Origin of the sequence: Aquiflexum gelatinilyticum (genome assembly GCF_024813435.1) — a bacterium.
Taxonomy (GTDB): domain Bacteria; phylum Bacteroidota; class Bacteroidia; order Cytophagales; family Cyclobacteriaceae; genus Cognataquiflexum; species Cognataquiflexum gelatinilyticum.
On the sequence record NZ_JANAEZ010000001.1, the window covers coordinates 842,002 to 859,954 of the forward strand.

Consider the following 17,953-nt stretch of genomic DNA (forward strand, 5'->3'; position numbering starts at 1 on the left):
AAAATATATTTATGAAAAAATCATTTAAACCCACAATTCAGTAAAGTATAAAAGGATAAATCAAACCCCACATTTATCGCAACCTGGACCGGATTGGGATTTTTTTGGTTTTCGTATAAAAGTCCTGAAAACCCAAGTTCCCAAAACAAAGGCAAACAATCCGAAAACAACAAGTTCCTGCCACATAATTAAGAGAAAATCTGATAAGTGATAAATGCTGCCAAATACGCAATTCCGGTCATGACCACAGTCTGAAGGATAGGCCATTTCCAGCTTTTAGTTTCCCGGTAGACGACTGCCAAGGTACTCATGCATTGCATCGCAAAGGCATAGAAAACCATTAGTGAAAATCCAGTTGCCTTATCAAAAACCTTTTCTCCGGTATCTGAATGGACTTCTTTTGCAAGTTTTTCACGAATGGTCAGCTCGTTTTCGACATCTCCTCCAATACTGTATATCGTTGCAATCGTTCCGACGAAAACTTCCCTTGCTGCAAAGGATGTCAACAAAGCAATCCCGATTTTCCAGTCATATCCCAAGGGTCTGATTGCAGGTTCTATGGCTTTGCCCATAATTCCGATAAAGGAAGTCTCGAGTTTTTTGGAGGCATAGATCTCCTCAACAGTGGACCATCCCGCTTCGGGAGTATTTTCCAAGATTGCTGTTTTTTCATTTTCAAGCGCTTCCATTTTTCCAGAAGGGCCATAGCTCGCCAAAACCCAAAGAACAATAGATATGGATAAAATTACCTTACCTGCTTCCAACACAAAAATCTTGGATTTATTAAACATGGTGAGCAGGACTGTCTTCCATCTCGGCAACCTGTAAATCGGCAATTCGGTAAGCAGATAGCTCTTTTCTTTTGTCTTTAAAATAAACTTCAAGGCCAAAGCTCCCAATAAAGTAAAAACCACACCCAAAAGGTACATGGCCAATAATCCCACTGCCTGAAGGCTGACTCCCATCCAAAGGGTATCAGGAACAGTCAAGCCAATCAAAATAATGTAGACAGGAAGCCTTGCTGAACAACTCATCCAAGGAGTCACCAAAATGGTGATTAGTCTTTCTTTGGAATTGCTGATATTCCTTGCCGCCATGATACCGGGAATGGCACAGGCCATACCGGAGATCAACGGTACGACACTTTTGCCATGAAGGCCAAAAGGACGCATCAACCTGTCCATCAAAAAAACAACCCGAGACAGGTATCCCGTATCTTCCAAAATGGCCAAAAATCCAAAGAGCATGGCAATCTGAGGAATAAAAATCACAACACCACCTATGCCGGGGACAATCCCCTCTGCCAGCAAATCCGTCAAAACTCCCGCGGGAAGATTTTCATAAATCCATCCACTCAGTCCCGCAAATCCCACATCAATCAAATCCATCGGAAAAGACGCCCAAGCAAAAATCGCCTGAAATATCAAAAGCATGATTCCAAGAAAAATAACAAAGCCAAAAACAGGACTCAGGAAAACATTGTCTAAAGAAATCGTCACATTGCTGGATTTGACTTTGTCCCTTGAAACAGCCTTTTTTAATATTTCCGATATTTTCACATACCTCGCCTCTGTTTCCCGGACTTGCTGCTTTTTGCTATCAAAGTCAAAAACATTGGATTTTTCATTCAGCCAATCTTTGTCTGCGATGGAAAGGGTCTTGTCAAATTCGCCGAAAACCAACAATTGAAATGCCTGATAGGAATTTTCAAAACCAAACCTTTGCTTTACTTGATTGAGCAGTTCCGGATTGGCATAATCCGCTGAAACCAATAGCGGTTTGGGTGATTCAAATTTTTCTTCAGACATCACCTGACGGATGGAATCCATCCCTTCATTGTTTCTCGCATCTGTCAAAACCAAGGGTACACCCAAGGATTTATACAATTCAAAAGTCTTGATGTGTATGCCTTTTTTGTGGGCCAGGTCTTTCATGTTCACCACAAAAGCCATCGGAATACCCAAATCCATCACCTGTGTACCAAGCAGCAAGCTCCGCTCCAAATTACAGGCATCAAGGATAACCAATGCAAAATCAGGTTTTTCTTGACCCAAACCATTCAGTACCCTGTGAGCAATGACTTCATCTTCTGACTTTGGGTAGAGACTGTAAGTACCCGGTAGGTCAATCAGGTTAAACTCTTTATCTCCAATGCGGATAAAACCAACCGTCTTGTCCACAGTTACTCCGGGATAGTTTCCGATTTTTTGGTTCAATCCTGTCAGCTGATTGAAAATACTGGATTTTCCCACATTGGGATTACCGATAATTGCGATGGTTTTTGTTTGGGTGGCAAGGATAGTTTCCATTCAGCTTAGGATTTTAAATTGATCAAAATGGCTTCCTGCTGTCTAAGGGCAATGATGTTTTCTTCAATCAAAAATGCCATGGGTCCACCAAAAGGAGCTTTCTTCAACAATTTTATCTCTTTTCCGGGCAATATCCCCAACTCCAAGAAATTAATGGAAATATCAGTATCTCCGATACTATCTATGAAGGCTGATTGCTGTAAGGTGAGGTTTGCTGCGGTCATTTTATTACTCTTTTTTAAGAGGGCGAAAATTAATGGATTTTATCAAAGAAACCCATAATTTATTTATATTCAATCTAAATAATTATGTATTTGTTCCAAAAATTTATCACCCCAAATAATAATTGATTCCAAATCCAGAATTTCGTGAAGAATCATAAGTAATGAAACCTCAAACAGGCCCTTTCCGAAATTAAATCCCTCAGCTCCCACCTGGACACTATTCCAATTTTTTAAAAAATTAATAAAGGATATTTTTGTCTTTAATATAAAAAGGATATATTTGTCCTGTATTAAAGAATGTATGTTTTCGAAAGCCTGTAAATACGCCATCAACGCCATGATCTATATGGCAACACTACCACAAGGACAAGAAAGGGCAGGATTGAAGGAAATATCCAAAGCAATCAACTCCCCGGAAGCATTTACAGGAAAAATTTTACAGGACTTAGTCAGGCATAACTTGCTCCATTCAGTCAAAGGACCAAATGGTGGATTCCATGTTCAAGGTGATCCAAGCAAGATCTTCCTTTCAGAAATTGTAGAAGCAATAGACGGGGAAATGTTGTTCACAGGCTGTGCATTGGGATTGGAAAAATGCTCAGAAGACCATCCCTGCCCTGTTCACCACAAGTTCAAGGCTATCAGAGAACACCTGACTGGCATGCTGATGACAACAAGCCTGAGAGATGTGGCATACAGGGTGAATATCGGAATCAGCTTTTTGAAGTATTGAAAAAAATTTAATGAATTAAAGGATAAAAGTGTCTTTAAATATTATAAAAATGGAAAATCTATCGAAAAGAAAAGTTGGAGGAATCGTAGCTGAAAACTTCCGTGCGGCAAAAGTTTTTAGCGAGTATGGAATTGACTTTTGCTGCAAAGGCGGAATCACTTTAGAAAAAGCATGTGAAGTCAATAATGTATCTATGGGTAACATCCTGCAGGATCTTAAGAACGCTGTGAAAACACCGGAGGAAGTTCATTTCACAGATTTTGGATTGACTGACCTGATCAACCACATCACCACTACCCACCACAGATATGTCGAAAACAGCATTCCTGCGCTGAAGACTTATCTACAAAAACTTGTCTTGGTACATGGTGGAAAGCATCCGGAATTGATTGAAATAAAGGATGAATTTTTCAAGGCAGCCGATGCTTTGACATCGCATATGAAGAAAGAAGAATTGATCCTTTTCCCCTATGTCAAAGCCATGGAAGAAGCCCAATCCAGCCACTTCAACCTTTCAAAACCTCATTTTGGAACCATCGAGAATCCTATCCACATGATGGAAGATGAGCATGATACAGAAGGTGAAAGGTTCCGCCTTATTTCCGAACTCACAGGTGGATATATGACTCCTGCCGACGGCTGTCAGACTTACAAAGTAGCCTTTGCCATGCTTCAGGAATTTGAAGAGGATTTACATAAACACATCCATCTGGAAAACAACATCCTGTTTCCCAAAGCTACCGAACTCTTTCACAAATTGAATCCCTGATAAAATGAAAACCGCACCGGAACTTATAAGCCAAAAACCTACTGCCTCTCCCATAGAGCGGCAATTGGCAAAGCCGTGGATGTTCTGGGCGGTTTTCTTCTTTTTGATGGCATCGCTTTTTGGGCTTTTGATGAGGTATTTCCATATCGGTGAAGTCAATTTCTTCGAGTACAAGCATGTACTTCACACCCATTCTCACTTGGCTTTGTTGGGTTGGGGATATTTACTGGTCACAGGGTCTTTGGTTTTCACCTATGTAAAAGATGCCAAAAGGCTGCTGACTTATAAAGTCATTCTTGGTATTTCGGTCCTGAGCACGCTAGGCATGATGCTGAGTTTTCCTTTCCAAGGTTATGGCCTTTATAGTATCACATTTTCATCCCTGCACCTGATTACAAGCTATTTCTTTGCTTTCTTCTTCCTCCAGGACCTTTCCCGGCACAAAGAAACTACCCCTACCCGATTGGTAAGATTTTCCATCATTTGGATGCTTGTTTCAAGCCTTGGACTTTGGGCGATCGGACCTTTGGGAGCTGTGTTGGGCAGGCTTCATCCCCTGTACTTCATGAGTGTGCAATGGTTTCTGCACTTCCAACTCAATGGCTGGTTTGTCTATGGATTTTTGGGATTGTTGGCTGCTTACCTGCTAAAAAACGGATGGAGCATTCCTGTTTCCAAAAAAAGCGAATGGATCCTTCATATATCCCTATTCCTGACTTATGCTTTGGCAGTTTCTTGGAGCACCCCTATTAAAGCCCTGTTTTTCATCAATGCTGCAGGTGTAATCCTCCAAGTCATCGCCTATTCCCGGATCCTGAATCCTGCTTTCACCCAACTCTTTCAGGGACTCAAATTTCCCAAAAACTGGATAGACAGGATGCTTTACATCGGAATGATGAGTTTGGTGGCTAAGGCTTTGATTCAGGCTGCGCTCATCATCCCTGATGTGGCTACTATCGCCTATACCATCCGCATGTATGTCATCGGATTTGTCCATTTGGTAATGCTTGGTTCTATCACTTTTGGCATTGGAGCATTTGCTTTGAAAAACAACTGGCTTACCACAGACAGGTTTTCAGGTTTGGGTTGGCACTTTCTGGCTTTGGCATTCCTGGCTTCGGAGATTTTACTTCTTGGACAAGGCACCTTGCTTTGGGCGCAGCTTGGATTTATCCCCCACTTCCCCCTGATTCTATTCATAGCCTCTTCCTTATTTCCATTTGGTCTGTTGCTGATTTGGGTGGGATTGTGGCGCAAACCGGCTTTCAACGAGACCGAAATCACAATTGAGAATACTATCAAAACCCAATTACATAAAAACACAAAAACTATGAAAAGTACGATGATCATGACCATGGGAGCAGCTTTGCTCCTGATGGAAAGTTGCGGCGGTGGCGGTGAAAACCAGGGTACTTATACCCCACCCAGCGCAGAGGAAAAAGTGAAAGAAGCCGATCCAAAAGGTGTAGGCGAAATCAAAAGTGTAGAACTGGGTGCAACTGTGGATGAGGCTTTGGCCGAAAAAGGCAAAGCCATATTGGACCTCAAATGTACTGCCTGCCATCAGCTAAACGACAAGAGGCTTGTAGGACCGGGTTTCCAAGGAGTAACCAACAGAAGGCGACCGGAATGGATCATGAACATGATCACCAATGTCGATGTGATGCTGGATGAAGATCCTACCGCACAGGCTTTGTTGGAGGAATGTCTTACCCGAATGCCAAACCAAAATATCTCTAAGGAAGAAGCCAGGCACATTTTGGAATTCATGAGAAAAAATGATTTAGAAAAAACCGGCAGCATGGATGCTGCTGCACAATAAACAATCCAAACCCCAAAGAAAATGAAAACAAGATTATGGTTGATGGCAGGAGTAGCTGTTGCAGTAGCTTTTGCCTATGGTTGCAAACCCAAAGGTGCCCAAACCGCCATTTCGGGAGACGCTGCCTCCAAAGTATACGTAGCACCGGGACAGCATGATGAATTTTACAACATCGTTTCGGGTGGTTTCAATGGACAGATGTCCGTAATGGGCCTTCCTTCGGGAAGGGTATTGAAGATCCTTCCTGTCTTTTCGGTTCATCCGGAAAATGGATGGGGCTTTTCGGAAGAAACAAAACCGATGCTGAACACTTCCCATGGGTTCGTTCCTTGGGATGATTTGCACCATATCGCCATCTCTACGACCAATGCAGAGCATGATGCCAGATGGGCTTTTGGAAATGCAAACAATACTCCCAGAATCGCAAGGGTGGACCTGACAAGTTTCAAAACCGTTGAGATCATCGAAATCCCCAATTCAGGCGGTAACCACTCTTCCCCTTTCATTACTGAAAACACCGAATATGTGGTAGCAGGTACCAGATTCTCTGTTCCGACAGGAAATGATAATGACAGGGATGTGGGGATAGACACTTATAAGGACAATTTCCGGGGTACGATTTCTTTCATCAGCGTTGACAAAGACCATGGGGACATGGACATTGCTTTCCAATTGGAAGCACCTCCATTCAACTTTGACCTGGCAAGGGCAGGAAAGAAAAAATCACATGGCTGGTTTTTCTTCTCCACCTACAATACCGAAATGGCTCATACGCTTTTGGAAGTGAATGCTTCGCAAAAAGACAAGGACTTCATCATGGCGGTCAACTGGAAAAAAGCCGAGGAATACATTGCAGCAGGCAAAGGGAAAAAAGTCCCTGTGAAATATGCACACAATAAATGGGATGAAAGTACCCACACCGCTACTTCTACTATTAGGACCGAGGTGCTTTCCTTAGACCCAAGAGAATTGAAGGACATCGTTTACTTTATCCCATGTCCAAAATCTCCGCACGGCACTGACACTGACCCTACGGGTGAGTACATCATCGGAAGTGGAAAATTGGCTGCAATCATCCCCGTGTTCTCCTTTACCAAAATGCTGGCAGCGATAGAAAAGCAGGATTTTGAAGGAAACATCGATGGCATGCCGGTTTTGAAATATGAATCAGTATTGCACGGTGAAGTCGCAAAGCCAGGTCTTGGACCTTTGCACACCGAGTTTGACGGAAAAGGATTTGCTTACACTTCCATGTTTGTCTCTTCTGAAATCGTGAAGTGGAACATCGAAACATTGGAAGTGGTAGACAGGGTACCTACTTACTATTCGGTAGGACACTTGAGCATCCCCGGTGGACCGACAGGCAAGCCTCATGGCAAATACATGATCGCTTACAACAAAATCACCAAAGACAGATACCTTCCAACCGGACCGGAATTGGCCCACTCCGCACAGCTTTATGACATCTCAGGTGATAAAATGCAGTTGCTTCTTGACTTCCCTACCATCGGTGAACCCCATTACGCAGAAGCCTTCCCTGCTTCTCTGATCAAAGACAAGCAGGTGAAATTTTATAAATTGGAAGAAAACAATCACCCACACGTACTCAAAGGCATCAATGATGCAAGGGTCGAAAGAGATGGTAACAAAGTCCACATCTACCTGACAAGTATCCGATCCAATTTCAGACCTGACAATATCGAAGGAATCAAAGTTGGAGATGAGGTTTACTTCCACATGACCAACCTCGAACAGGATTGGGATGTACCGCACGGACTTGCCATCAAAGGTGCAAACACCGCTGAACTGCTCGTCATGCCCGGTGAAACAGCCACATTGAAATGGGTCCCAGACAGAACAGGAGTGTTCCCATTCTATTGTACTGACTTCTGCTCGGCATTGCACCAAGAAATGCAAGGCTACCTCAGGGTATCACCCGCAGGTAGCAATACGCCTCTCAAGTTTTCTACAGGAATTGCAGAATAATTGCTTCATTATCCTCACCGCCGGGATCAAAACCGGCGGTGATTAAAATCCAAAAAGATGAACAATATCAGCCCAACAAACCGGATTTTGACACTCATCGCAGCTGCCCTGATGGTTTCCGCGTACTTTACTCCTTTGTGGCAGATCAGCCTTTGGGCTCCGCAATACCCCGAAGGATTGAATATGAAAATATGGATAGACCGCCTCAGCGGAGATGTCGAAATCATCAATGGAGTCAACCACTACATCGGCATGCAGCATATCGGAGAGGAGATGTTTCCCGAATTTACCTACCTGATCTATGTCTTTGGATTCATTATCGGATTTGGGATGCTGACGGCTGCCATAGCCAAAAGATGGGCTCTTTATTCCTTCTTTGTGATGATCATCCTGCTTGGAATCGGGGTTTTGATCGACATGTACCTATGGGGATATGATTATGGCCACAACCTTGACCAAACAGCTGCGATCAAAGTTCCAGGAATGGCTTACCAACCTCCGCTGCTCGGATACAAAGAACTCCTCAACTTCCTAGCTTATTCAGGTCCTGATACGGGAGGATGGATTCTTGGAGTTTCTGCCTTGCTTTTGACAATTGCGGTATTTACCGAATGGAGGAAAAAAAAGAAAACTCATACATTCTAAAAAAAATAAACCACACCGATCATGAAAAATGCACTCAAAATACTCTTGATCTCTATGTTGATCTGGTCTTGCAATGCAGAACCGAGACCCATCAGTTATGGAAAAGACAATTGTCACCACTGCAAAATGAAGCTTATGGATCCTGTCCATGGGGCTGAAGTTGTGACTCAAAAAGGGAAAATCTTCATCTTCGACGATGTCAATTGCCTGATGTCATTTTTAGAATCCGATGAAGTCAATCAGGAAGACATCAAACATATCCTCGTCGCTGACTATACCAAACCCGAAAGCCTGACTGATGCTACAGTTGCTTTTTACCTGAAGTCTGACAAATTCAAAACACCAATGGCAAGCAACATCATCGCCTTTTCCGATTATAAGACTTTAGAGTCATACAAATCCGAACATGGAGGAGTGTATTTGGCTTGGGGCGAATTGGTCACACAATTCAAGTGAAAAATTACTCGGACTTTAAATCCAAAAAAATGAAAACTGTAAAACTCCTTTTCCTGACCCTTTTTATCCTGATGACAGTTTCCTTGGAAGCTTCAACCATCAGGGTCAAAAACGGTCAATCCATTCAATCTGCTGTCACTCTCGCAGCTGAAGGTGATACCTTGATCATCGAAAAAGGAACTTTCGCTGAAAATGAAATTACCATCCGAAAGCCCCTGACACTGATTGGCGAGTCCTATCCAATTATTGATGGAAGAGCAAAAGGAAACGTTTTTTTGATAGCATCAGAAAATGTGCATATCCGGGGTCTTAAAATCATCAATACCGGAATGTCAAATATGGACGATTCTGCAGGAATCAAGTTTTTTGATTCCAAAAACTGCACTGTGGAAGACAACATCCTGGAAGAAACATTCTTCGGCTTACACTTTTCCAATTCCTCCAACCTAACCATAAAAAACAACAGGCTTTCCTCCCATGCCGAGCGGGAATACCAAACCGGCAACGGCATCCACCTCTGGAAATGTCGTGATTCATTCATTGAGGGAAACACAGTAAGCGGACACCGGGATGGCATATACCTGGAGTTTGTGACCAATACAGTCAGTACCAGCAACATGATCGAGGCAAACAAACGGTACGGGCTGCACTTTATGTTTTCCCATGACAACAGTTATATCCGAAATACTTTCCGAAAAAACGGCGCAGGCGTGGCTGTCATGTACACCCGAAATGTCCTCATGAAGGAAAACATCTTTGAACAAGGCGAAGGGGCAAGTTCTTATGGGATTTTGCTCAAAGACATTACCGACAGCGAAGTAGTCGGCAACATTTTCAGGAACAACACCATCGGGATTTACATGGAAGGATGCAGCCGGAGCACATTCAAAAACAATGCTTTTTCACAAAATGGCTGGGCCATCAAACTCATGGCAAGCTGTGACCAAAACACTTTCGAAGAGAATAATTTTATAGCCAACACCTTTGACATCAGCACCAACGGCAGTGTAGTCTTGAATACTTTACAAAATAATTATTGGGATAAATACGAAGGCTATGACCTGGACAAAAACAGAATAGGTGATATCCCCTACCGTCCCATTAGTTTATTCAGCGTCATCGTAGAAAAAATCCCTTCTGCAGTGATTCTATGGAGAAGTTTTCTGGTGACGCTCCTTGACAGGATGGAAAAAGTGCTCCCTTCCATCACTCCCGAAAACATGATCGACAACTCCCCAAAAATGAGACCTTATGATTTCCGTACAGCAAATACATAAAAAATTTGGCAAGCTTGAAGTCCTGAAGGACTTTAACCTGGAATTTGAATCGGGAAAAAGCTATGCACTGATGGGTCCTAATGGTTCGGGAAAAACCACACTGATCAAAATCATCCTTGGCATGGTCATCCCAAATGCGGGAGACATCCTCGTCAAAGGCAATTCCATCAAAGGTAGCTTTGCCTACCGATCCGATATCGGGTATATGCCACAGATCGGAAGGTATCCCGACAATATCAAAATCGGCCAGCTGTTCTCGATGATGCAGGACATGCGGCCGGATATCAAAAAATATGATATGGAATTGGCCTCTGAGTTTGGCTTGATGGACATTTTGGACAAACCCATGCGAACCCTTAGCGGGGGAACACGCCAAAAAGTGAGTGCTTCCCTGGCTTTTATGTTTCGTCCGGATATTCTGATTCTCGATGAACCTACTGCCGGACTAGATCCTATCGCTGTAGAAATCCTGAAAAACAAAATCATCCAAGAAAGGGAAAAAGGAAAACTCATCCTGATCACTTCCCATATCCTGAGTGAATTGGATGAACTGACCAACCATGCCATCTATATTCATGAAGGGAAGGTATTCTTCAATGACACGACTGAAAGCCTCAAGGATATCACAGGAGAATCCAAGTTCACCACCGCCATCGCGAGGTTGATGGAATGGAGTTTAAAAAAAAAGCAAATTAAAACTGAATTGAGCCATGTTTAAGTTATTGAAATATGCCCTGTATGATATTGTAAAGTCTAGGTTTGCCTTACTTTATACCCTGTTTATGGTATTGGTAGCGATCTCCATTTACCAGGTTTCGGAAGACATGAGCAAGGTTTCCCTCAGTCTGCTCAACATCATGCTGATGATCGTTCCTCTGATTTCGGCCATCTTTGCCACGACCCATTTTTTCAATAACCTGGAGTTTACCGAGCTTATGCTCGCCCAACCTGTCAAAAGAAGGGATGTTTTTCTGAGTCAGATCCTTGCGGTCATGTTTGTCTTGAGCTTGGCCATTGTAATAGGTTTTGGAGTTCCCATGATCCTGTGGGGAGCGGATGCTTCGGTGTTGATCTTGCTGGGAATCGGCATCGGTCTGAGTATAGTTTTTGCCGGATTGGCATTTTTAGCTTCCGTTCTGACGAGAGACAAAGCCAAAGCCATTGGCATCAGCCTGTCGTTTTGGATCTATTTCTCTTTGGTTTATGATGGATTTGTTTTGTACCTGATTTATAGCTTGGCGGATTACCCATTGGAAAAACCGACCTTGGCTTTGGTATTTTTGAATCCAGTGGATTTGGGAAGAATCATCATGTTAATGCAATTGGACATCTCCGCTTTAATGGGATATACCGGAGCCTTCTTTCAGGATTTCTTTGGTTCAGCAAAGGGAATCCTACTGTCATCCGCAGTGATGTTTGTTTGGATGATTTTGCCTGTTTCCGCAGCCATGAGGGTATTTAAGAAAAAAGATTTTTAAGTGAAATTTCTCCTTCGTAGGATTTTAATTGGTAAGCGTACTTTTCTTCAATCTCCTACTTTAAAATAACCCTCAACTGGAACATCCGCGGGGAGGAAGCGCAATTCCGGGACGGCGGTAGCCTAGTGTGGGGGAGGATTATTGCGCTTGAACTTTTTGGTTACTTTTTGTTTCAAGACAAAAAGTGACACGAGAAAGAAGCCTTAAAATATTAGCAATGGATTGAAATAGGAAAGAGTTATCGAAACTTATCTCAATAAATTAGAATCAAAAACAAAAATATCAACCATTGTCCTCTAAGAGCTCTTGAAGTTTAGCTTCTGTCAAACCATTCTTTTCTACCACGCTCGCAATTTCATCTAAAAATGCAAGGTATTCTTGATAGTTGCTTTTATTTACGGCTTTCTTCAAGAGAAGGTTTATAGCAAAATTAAACTGCTTTTTAGCTTCAGGACTCATTTGGTTATATGCCTTCTCCGAAACTTTATCCACCTCAATCATTATCTTTTCCATTTCCGCTTCATTTAGAAACTCCAATTTACAAAATTACTTTGTAGAATAAACGACATTTTGAGACTTAGAGATTCTCGGATTTATCACGCCACATTTTGTTTGAGGTTATTGAACCGAACCTAAACCTGCACCAACTTCCACTTTCCTCTATTAAATACCCAAGTACTCACGACAGCATGCAATGAATGGCTGACAGCAATGGCGATAAAAACCCCGGTTGCTCCGAATCCGAAAGTCTTGGCAAGCAGGTAGGCAAAGGGAATCTGAAAGCCCCAAAGTATGGCCAAGTTGATGATCGTAGGCGTCTTGGTATCTCCGGCACCGTTGAGCGACTGACTCATCACCATCCCATAGCCAAAGAAAACATACCCCAAGCAAATGATGGTCAGACCCATTGTCCCAACAGCGATAACTCCTTCTTCCTGATTAAAAATCCCGATAAAAAACCCTGCTCCGGCGATGAAAATAATGGCACAAAACCCAAGAAATATGGCTGTAAGATGGGCCGCCAACCAAGCAGATTTTTCAGCCCGACCTGGTTGAAGGGCACCGAGGTTTTGTCCTACCAAGGTCGCAGCGGCATTTGAAAGTCCAAAGGCAGGCAAAAGTGCAAAGATAATCAATCTCACCGCAATCGTGTAGCCTGCCAAAGCAACAGAACCGGATTCAGAAATAATCCGCATCAGGAAAATCCAAGATGCTGATTCGATTAGAAATTGACCCATTCCACCGGAAGCTACTTTGATGATCGTTAGGACGGTTTTCCAATTCATCTTGAGGCTGTCCCAATAGAACTTGATGATGGATTTACCATTGAACAAGATATAAAACTGGTAAATCACACCGATTCCCCTGCCTGTAGTAGTCGCCCAGGCCGCCCCTTCCAATCCCATAGCCGGAATCGGTCCCAACCCAAAAATCAAAATGGGATCCAAAACCATATTTATAGCATTGGCAATCCATAACGTCCGCATGGCTACTGCAGCATTACCGGCTCCTCTGAAGATTCCATTGATCAGAAAAAGCAACATCACACAGACATTACCTCCAAAAATTATCTGGGTATACCGGTAGCCCTGCTCAATCACTTCCGGTTCTCCCCCCATCAAGGCAAGCATTTGCTTGGCATACACTACCCCAAGAACTGCCACTGCTACCGCAAAAAGGGAACAAACCAAAATGGCCTGAAAAGCAGCTGCGGAGGCTTCTTTAGCCTTTTTCTCTCCAATCCTCCGGGCTACTATCGCAGTGGCAGCCATGCTGAGTCCTATTGCAATGGAATAAATAATGGTGAGGAAAGATTCCGTAAGCCCAACAGTGGCCACTGCATGCACGCCCAGTTTTCCTACAAAAAAGATATCCACTACTGCGAACAAGGATTCCATCACCATCTCCAAAATCATCGGAATGGAAAGGTAGAAAATCGCTTTTTTGATACTGATATTGGTAAAATCTTCTTCAAGGCCCTTTACAGCCTGACGGAAATGATGGATAAAGTTCTTGATGGTCATATATGAAATAGCTATCCCGTAGGGAGGTGAAAATTATAGGCAGCAATCCCTAAAAGGGCTGGGCCAAAACAAACCGGAGAAAAATTAAGCCTTCATAATGACACAAAAATGATAAAAAAATCAAAGAACCCAAAAAGGAATTAAATAAGTAATAAAAAATTAACGGTCTGAATATCCAAATGAGAATCCTATAGAAAAATATGCCCTAAGATTTTTATCTGAATTGTTCTTCCCGATTCCCGCTACAATGGGTCCCAAAATGGATTTATATGTAATGTCTGCCCCATAACCGAAAATATTGTTTGATTGCATTTCAGAAATGATGGTACCTTCCCCTCCTTTTAAGGGAACATGCCCGCTATACCCGACAATATTGGCCCCTGTCCTGAGAAAGATATTATTAACCGGGATGAATTGTAATTCAAGTCCCAACTTGGCAAAGTTGGGAGTTTCCAATTCCCGGTAGTTCAATCCCCAAATCCTGGTGTCATTGAACCTGATCCGCTGATGCCCTCCTGCAATAAAACCGTCAAATACCTTAAAAGCACCTTCATTGGAAAGCGTCAGACCTGTGGCCGCTGTCGGCATGACCTGAAAGTTTCTTGCCAAAGGGAAATATTTGAGGTACTTGAAATAAAATGCGAAATATCCTTTTGGAGTCAAGAGATCAACAAAAAACGGAAGTTGGTTGGCAGGTATCCCAAACTGACCTTCTCCCTCACCCAAAAACAAGGTGTCAACCCCGGCATTGAGGTTGATCTTGATATTGTTATTGAACATGAAAACAGGTTCCACAATCGCCTCTGCACCACGGGTAGCGTAGTTTCTGTCATTCAAGGAGTTTCTGTAATACATAAACCTCAGTCCCAAAAAATTTCTAGTGGCGTTTTTGATATCTGATGGAGTCGCAACATTGAATCTGGATTTTGATTGGTTGTTTTCCCAAAATCCTCCAAAAACAAAGGTTTCTTTCAGGGATTGGGTAGACATGATATGTGCACTTACCCTACTTTCCCTGTTGACATTGATATCGGTCACTTTACCTTCCTCATACACAGGAGCTTCTTGGTTGAGGTAATTCAATTTCATATTTAGGGCATACTGCTTCTGCTGACCGATATATTTATAGTAGTCAAACCTGAACTTAGGATTTTGGGAAATGTCTGCCAAAATGATAGAGCGGGATGATTTGCCCAAAACATCCCTCATGGTCAGGTTGAGGAGGATGCCTGCCGAAAATTGATTGTCATAATGGACAGAGGCAAACAGTAAACTTTTAGGTTTCTCATTTGCCCTGATTACAAGGCGGTATTCATCATCCTGAATTTTGATCAAAGAATAATCCACATTATAAAATCCGTTGATCCCAAAAACCCGCGACATACCTTCTCTCAATTCTCTTCGGGAGACGGTTTCACCTTCCTTGATATCCAGCTTGGATTTAATCAGGACATCAGAAAACAGGTAATTTCCACTCACGTCTATATCACTGATAGTGATGGGTTCTACTTCAAGTCCTATACCTGGAGTTTCTACAAAAACGCCCAAACTATCAGCAAGGTCTTTGAATCTTTGGGCATGCTTTTGTCCGGCCAAATCCCCCAATTCCAGGATTTCGCGAAACTTGCTAAAGCTACCTGTTGAATAGTTTTTCAGGTCCGGCTTGATGTAAATATCCGTATCCTGAATATTTTGCCTGAGTCTGCTGTATGATTTTGACATGGCGATCTGCATCAAGATCCCTGAAAATGAGCCGATATCTTTGGGATTAAGAAAGTCTTCATCTCCCACATTGACACCTATGACGATGTCAGCGCCCATTTCTTTGACCACATCCACAGGAAAATTATTGACCACGCCACCATCGACCACTAAAGTACTGTCCATGTCAAATGGGGTAAAAAAAGTCGGAATCGCAATACTCGAACGCAATGCATCATGGAGATAGCCATCCTTAAGTACAATACCTTCCCCAGTCTTCACATCGGTGGTAATACACCTGAACGGTATAGGGAAATCGTCAAAGCTTTTTATGTTATTCGCAGGCCAGGTATAATAATGCAAAGTTTCAGAAAGCATCTGACCATGAATCAGTCCGGAGGGGAGCGAAACTTTACCTTCGATCACCGGCAATTCGACCAAATATCTGTTGTAATATTCTTTTTCTTCAAAAGCAATATCGTTGAATCCAACCCGGTTGGTAATCAAAATATCCCAATCGATATTCAGGATAATCTGCTCCAATTCATCCGCACTGTACCCCAAAGCATACAAACCTCCGACAACCGATCCCATTGAAGTTCCGACTATAAAATCCGGTCGGATGCCGGCCTTTTCCATGTACCGCAAAATTCCCACATGGGCCATTCCTTTGGCACCTCCACCACTGAGAACAAGTCCGATTTTGGGTCTGTCGGTATTTGCTTTTTCTTGGGCCTGCAGTACAAAAACTACGGATATACCGATCAGGAACAGTAAAAATTTCTTCATAGAGGTGTTTGGGGGAATTTTTTCTATTTCACCAAAATTAAAATTTAATTCAAGATTTTAATAATCAGGAAGGTCCAATACCGAAAAATGAGTCAAGGGAAGAGGAGAAAAGTGGAATTTTCTAAAATTCATTTTTTCATCTTAGTCCTGAAAGGGCAAGATAACTCAGGAATGGGTGCAGGCCATCCCAAAAAAATCAATTGTGTCAGGTCAGCCCTGAAGGGGCGAAATAACTTCTAATTTTAAAAAACCCTCCACTTGATTTCATTTTGGATATACAATACCTTTAGGTTCTGCCAGATTGCAAATTTTTAGACTCAAACTACAGATAAAAATTATGAACACAGAAAAACAACTGTTGAAGTTCTCTGTTTACGGTGCACTACTTTCGGCACTATTGGCGGTCGTATGGGGAATCGTTGAAAACTCCAAAATCATCCTTTTTGATGGCATTTATTCTTTGATCAGTGTCGGACTTTCAATGATTTCATTGATCACAGCTTCCTTTATGGCACGGCAGGATTTTGACCACTTCCCTTATGGCAAAGAGATGATCGAACCCATCATCATCCTTGGCAAGTTTCTTGTCATCACGATCCTCTGTCTTTTTGCGCTTTTCTCAGGGATATCTACACTGCTTTCTGGAGGACAAGAGGTCAATGCAGGTTCGGGTTTGATTTATGCTTTTATTGCAACATTGAGCTGCTATGCGGTCCATTTGGTTTTGAAAAAGAAACAAAAAACCATTCCTTCAGGTTTGATTGATGCAGAATCCAAACAATGGCTCATGGATACTTTCCTCAGTCTTGCGGTTTTGGTGGGTTTTTTATTGTCAATCGGATTGGGTTATACCAAGTACAGCCACCTGATGCCTTACATGGATCCGCTAATGGTGATTGTGGTGTCGGGATATTTTCTCAAAGTGCCGATCACCAATATGGGATTACAAATCCGAGAAGTACTCGATATGAAAGCGGATGATAAATACCTAGACCTTTGTCAGGAGATCGTCGCAGACATTGAAAAAGAATACCAATTCATAGAGTCTTTTTTGAGGGTATCTAAATCAGGACCCAAGCTTTTTATCGAAATTGATTTTGTGGTATCTCCGGAAGGTTGGCAACCTACTTTGGCCGAACAGGACAATATCCGGGAGGAAATTATGAGCAAAATGAAGCCCATCTCCCTCAAAAAATGGCTCAACGTCGCCTTTACCAATGACAGAAAGTGGGCGGTGTAGTTGGAACCGTCACACTGAGGAAAGAAGGGTCTCTTGGAGGAAAGTTGTAGTGGTTGGAAATGTTGTAATGGTTGTAGTAGTTGTAATTGTTGTCTGTTGCGCATTGTCAATTGTCAAGCGTCACCCTGACTCCCAAACATTTTTAAGTGTTCAGAAAAGGAATGACTTTGAGATTTTTCTAATTTGGCCTCGGCAAGCTCGGCCACCGAGTTTTTTTAGGTTAAGGGGTGGGGAGGAAAAAGCGGCTGCGCCGCTTTTTCCTCCCCACCCTCAAAGGCCCAATATTCCGTTCCCCGAGCATGCCGAGAGGTAATTTAGATTTACTTCATTGGTGGTGCCCAACATTTTTAAGTGTTCAGAAAGGTAATGACGGTTGGTGTTGCGTCATCTTGAACCTGAGGTACGAGGATGAAAGATCTCAGAATAAAAGAGACTCTTCTCCGCCTCGGCGGATCAGAGTGACGACCCGGATTATCATGTAATTGGTAACCGCAGGTTGG

At 42.7% G+C, this 17,953-nt stretch carries 15 protein-coding genes; 10 read left to right on the forward strand and 5 right to left on the reverse strand.

Going from position 1 to position 17,953, the window contains the following annotated elements; translation table 11 throughout:
- Window positions 1-188: 188 nt before the first annotated feature.
- Both feoB and NK987_RS03580 read right to left on the reverse strand, forming a co-directional pair.
- A complete protein-coding gene (feoB, locus tag NK987_RS03575) occupies window positions 189-2,309 on the reverse strand; it encodes a ferrous iron transport protein B (protein WP_259262740.1) in 2,121 nt (706 codons plus the stop codon).
- A 5-nt stretch (window positions 2,310-2,314) separates the two neighbouring features.
- Complete coding sequence (locus NK987_RS03580) at window positions 2,315-2,533, reverse strand: FeoA family protein (RefSeq protein ID WP_258421724.1); 219 nt, start codon at window positions 2,531-2,533, stop codon at window positions 2,315-2,317.
- A gap of 301 nt (window positions 2,534-2,834) precedes the next feature.
- Between NK987_RS03580 and NK987_RS03585 the strand changes: the two genes are divergently transcribed.
- The 9 genes from NK987_RS03585 to NK987_RS03625 are packed head-to-tail and all read left to right on the forward strand — an operon-like array spanning window position 2,835 to window position 11,699.
- Window positions 2,835-3,266 carry an RrF2 family transcriptional regulator gene (locus NK987_RS03585; protein ID WP_259262741.1) on the forward strand — a complete coding sequence of 144 codons (432 nt, stop codon included), beginning with the start codon at window positions 2,835-2,837 and terminating at the stop codon, window positions 3,264-3,266.
- Window positions 3,267-3,315: 49 nt separating this feature from the next.
- Window positions 3,316-4,035: an iron-sulfur cluster repair di-iron protein gene (ric, locus tag NK987_RS03590; protein WP_259262742.1), complete on the forward strand. Its 720-nt coding sequence runs from the start codon at window positions 3,316-3,318 to the stop codon at window positions 4,033-4,035.
- Window positions 4,036-4,039: 4 nt separating this feature from the next.
- Entirely contained in the window at window positions 4,040-5,857 is a 1,818-nt protein-coding gene (locus NK987_RS03595; protein WP_259262743.1) for a c-type cytochrome, read from the forward strand.
- Window positions 5,858-5,878: 21 nt separating this feature from the next.
- Complete coding sequence (gene nosZ, locus NK987_RS03600; RefSeq protein WP_259262744.1) at window positions 5,879-7,843, forward strand: Sec-dependent nitrous-oxide reductase; 1,965 nt, start codon at window positions 5,879-5,881, stop codon at window positions 7,841-7,843.
- 57 nt (window positions 7,844-7,900) lie between these two features.
- The gene (locus NK987_RS03605; protein WP_259262745.1) at window positions 7,901-8,488 is read left to right on the forward strand and encodes a hypothetical protein; all 588 of its coding nucleotides are present in this window, start codon (window positions 7,901-7,903) and stop codon (window positions 8,486-8,488) included.
- Between the two features lie 21 nt (window positions 8,489-8,509).
- Window positions 8,510-8,944, forward strand: coding sequence for a nitrous oxide reductase accessory protein NosL (locus NK987_RS03610; protein ID WP_258421718.1), 435 nt, complete (start codon window positions 8,510-8,512; stop codon window positions 8,942-8,944).
- Between the two features lie 29 nt (window positions 8,945-8,973).
- Window positions 8,974-10,221, forward strand: a complete 1,248-nt coding sequence (locus NK987_RS03615; RefSeq protein WP_259262746.1) for a nitrous oxide reductase family maturation protein NosD — start codon at window positions 8,974-8,976, stop codon at window positions 10,219-10,221.
- Window positions 10,196-10,939 carry an ABC transporter ATP-binding protein gene (locus tag NK987_RS03620; protein ID WP_259262747.1) on the forward strand — a complete coding sequence of 248 codons (744 nt, stop codon included), beginning with the start codon at window positions 10,196-10,198 and terminating at the stop codon, window positions 10,937-10,939. The genes NK987_RS03615 and NK987_RS03620 overlap by 26 nt, the downstream gene beginning before the upstream one ends.
- Window positions 10,932-11,699 carry an ABC transporter permease subunit gene (locus NK987_RS03625; RefSeq protein ID WP_259262748.1) on the forward strand — a complete coding sequence of 256 codons (768 nt, stop codon included), beginning with the start codon at window positions 10,932-10,934 and terminating at the stop codon, window positions 11,697-11,699. Before NK987_RS03620 ends, NK987_RS03625 begins: the two co-directional genes overlap by 8 nt.
- Before the next feature lie 282 nt (window positions 11,700-11,981).
- Here NK987_RS03625 and NK987_RS03630 read toward each other — a convergent pair whose 3' ends face one another.
- The 3 genes from NK987_RS03630 to NK987_RS03640 form a co-directional block, all read right to left on the reverse strand.
- The gene (locus NK987_RS03630) at window positions 11,982-12,212 is read right to left on the reverse strand and encodes a hypothetical protein (RefSeq protein ID WP_259262749.1); all 231 of its coding nucleotides are present in this window, start codon (window positions 12,210-12,212) and stop codon (window positions 11,982-11,984) included.
- 119 nt (window positions 12,213-12,331) lie between these two features.
- The gene (locus NK987_RS03635) at window positions 12,332-13,723 is read right to left on the reverse strand and encodes an MATE family efflux transporter (protein ID WP_259262750.1); all 1,392 of its coding nucleotides are present in this window, start codon (window positions 13,721-13,723) and stop codon (window positions 12,332-12,334) included.
- Between the two features lie 159 nt (window positions 13,724-13,882).
- The gene (locus tag NK987_RS03640; RefSeq protein ID WP_259262751.1) at window positions 13,883-16,213 is read right to left on the reverse strand and encodes a patatin-like phospholipase family protein; all 2,331 of its coding nucleotides are present in this window, start codon (window positions 16,211-16,213) and stop codon (window positions 13,883-13,885) included.
- A gap of 337 nt (window positions 16,214-16,550) precedes the next feature.
- Here NK987_RS03640 and NK987_RS03645 point away from each other — a divergent pair, with 337 nt between their 5' ends.
- A complete protein-coding gene (locus NK987_RS03645) occupies window positions 16,551-17,453 on the forward strand; it encodes a cation diffusion facilitator family transporter (protein WP_259262752.1) in 903 nt (300 codons plus the stop codon).
- Window positions 17,454-17,953 lie beyond the last annotated feature (500 nt).

Coding starts and splice junctions, on each gene's coding strand:
- feoB (WP_259262740.1), bottom strand. CDS start 2,309: ATGGAAACTATCCTTGCCACCCAAACAAAAACCATCGCAATTATCGGT.
- NK987_RS03580 (WP_258421724.1), bottom strand. CDS start 2,533: ATGACCGCAGCAAACCTCACCTTACAGCAATCAGCCTTCATAGATAGT.
- NK987_RS03585 (WP_259262741.1), top strand. CDS start 2,835: ATGTTTTCGAAAGCCTGTAAATACGCCATCAACGCCATGATCTATATG.
- ric (WP_259262742.1), top strand. CDS start 3,316: ATGGAAAATCTATCGAAAAGAAAAGTTGGAGGAATCGTAGCTGAAAAC.
- NK987_RS03595 (WP_259262743.1), top strand. CDS start 4,040: ATGAAAACCGCACCGGAACTTATAAGCCAAAAACCTACTGCCTCTCCC.
- nosZ (WP_259262744.1), top strand. CDS start 5,879: ATGAAAACAAGATTATGGTTGATGGCAGGAGTAGCTGTTGCAGTAGCT.
- NK987_RS03605 (WP_259262745.1), top strand. CDS start 7,901: ATGAACAATATCAGCCCAACAAACCGGATTTTGACACTCATCGCAGCT.
- NK987_RS03610 (WP_258421718.1), top strand. CDS start 8,510: ATGAAAAATGCACTCAAAATACTCTTGATCTCTATGTTGATCTGGTCT.
- NK987_RS03615 (WP_259262746.1), top strand. CDS start 8,974: ATGAAAACTGTAAAACTCCTTTTCCTGACCCTTTTTATCCTGATGACA.
- NK987_RS03620 (WP_259262747.1), top strand. CDS start 10,196: ATGATTTCCGTACAGCAAATACATAAAAAATTTGGCAAGCTTGAAGTC.
- NK987_RS03625 (WP_259262748.1), top strand. CDS start 10,932: ATGTTTAAGTTATTGAAATATGCCCTGTATGATATTGTAAAGTCTAGG.
- NK987_RS03630 (WP_259262749.1), bottom strand. CDS start 12,212: ATGGAAAAGATAATGATTGAGGTGGATAAAGTTTCGGAGAAGGCATAT.
- NK987_RS03635 (WP_259262750.1), bottom strand. CDS start 13,723: ATGACCATCAAGAACTTTATCCATCATTTCCGTCAGGCTGTAAAGGGC.
- NK987_RS03640 (WP_259262751.1), bottom strand. CDS start 16,213: ATGAAGAAATTTTTACTGTTCCTGATCGGTATATCCGTAGTTTTTGTA.
- NK987_RS03645 (WP_259262752.1), top strand. CDS start 16,551: ATGAACACAGAAAAACAACTGTTGAAGTTCTCTGTTTACGGTGCACTA.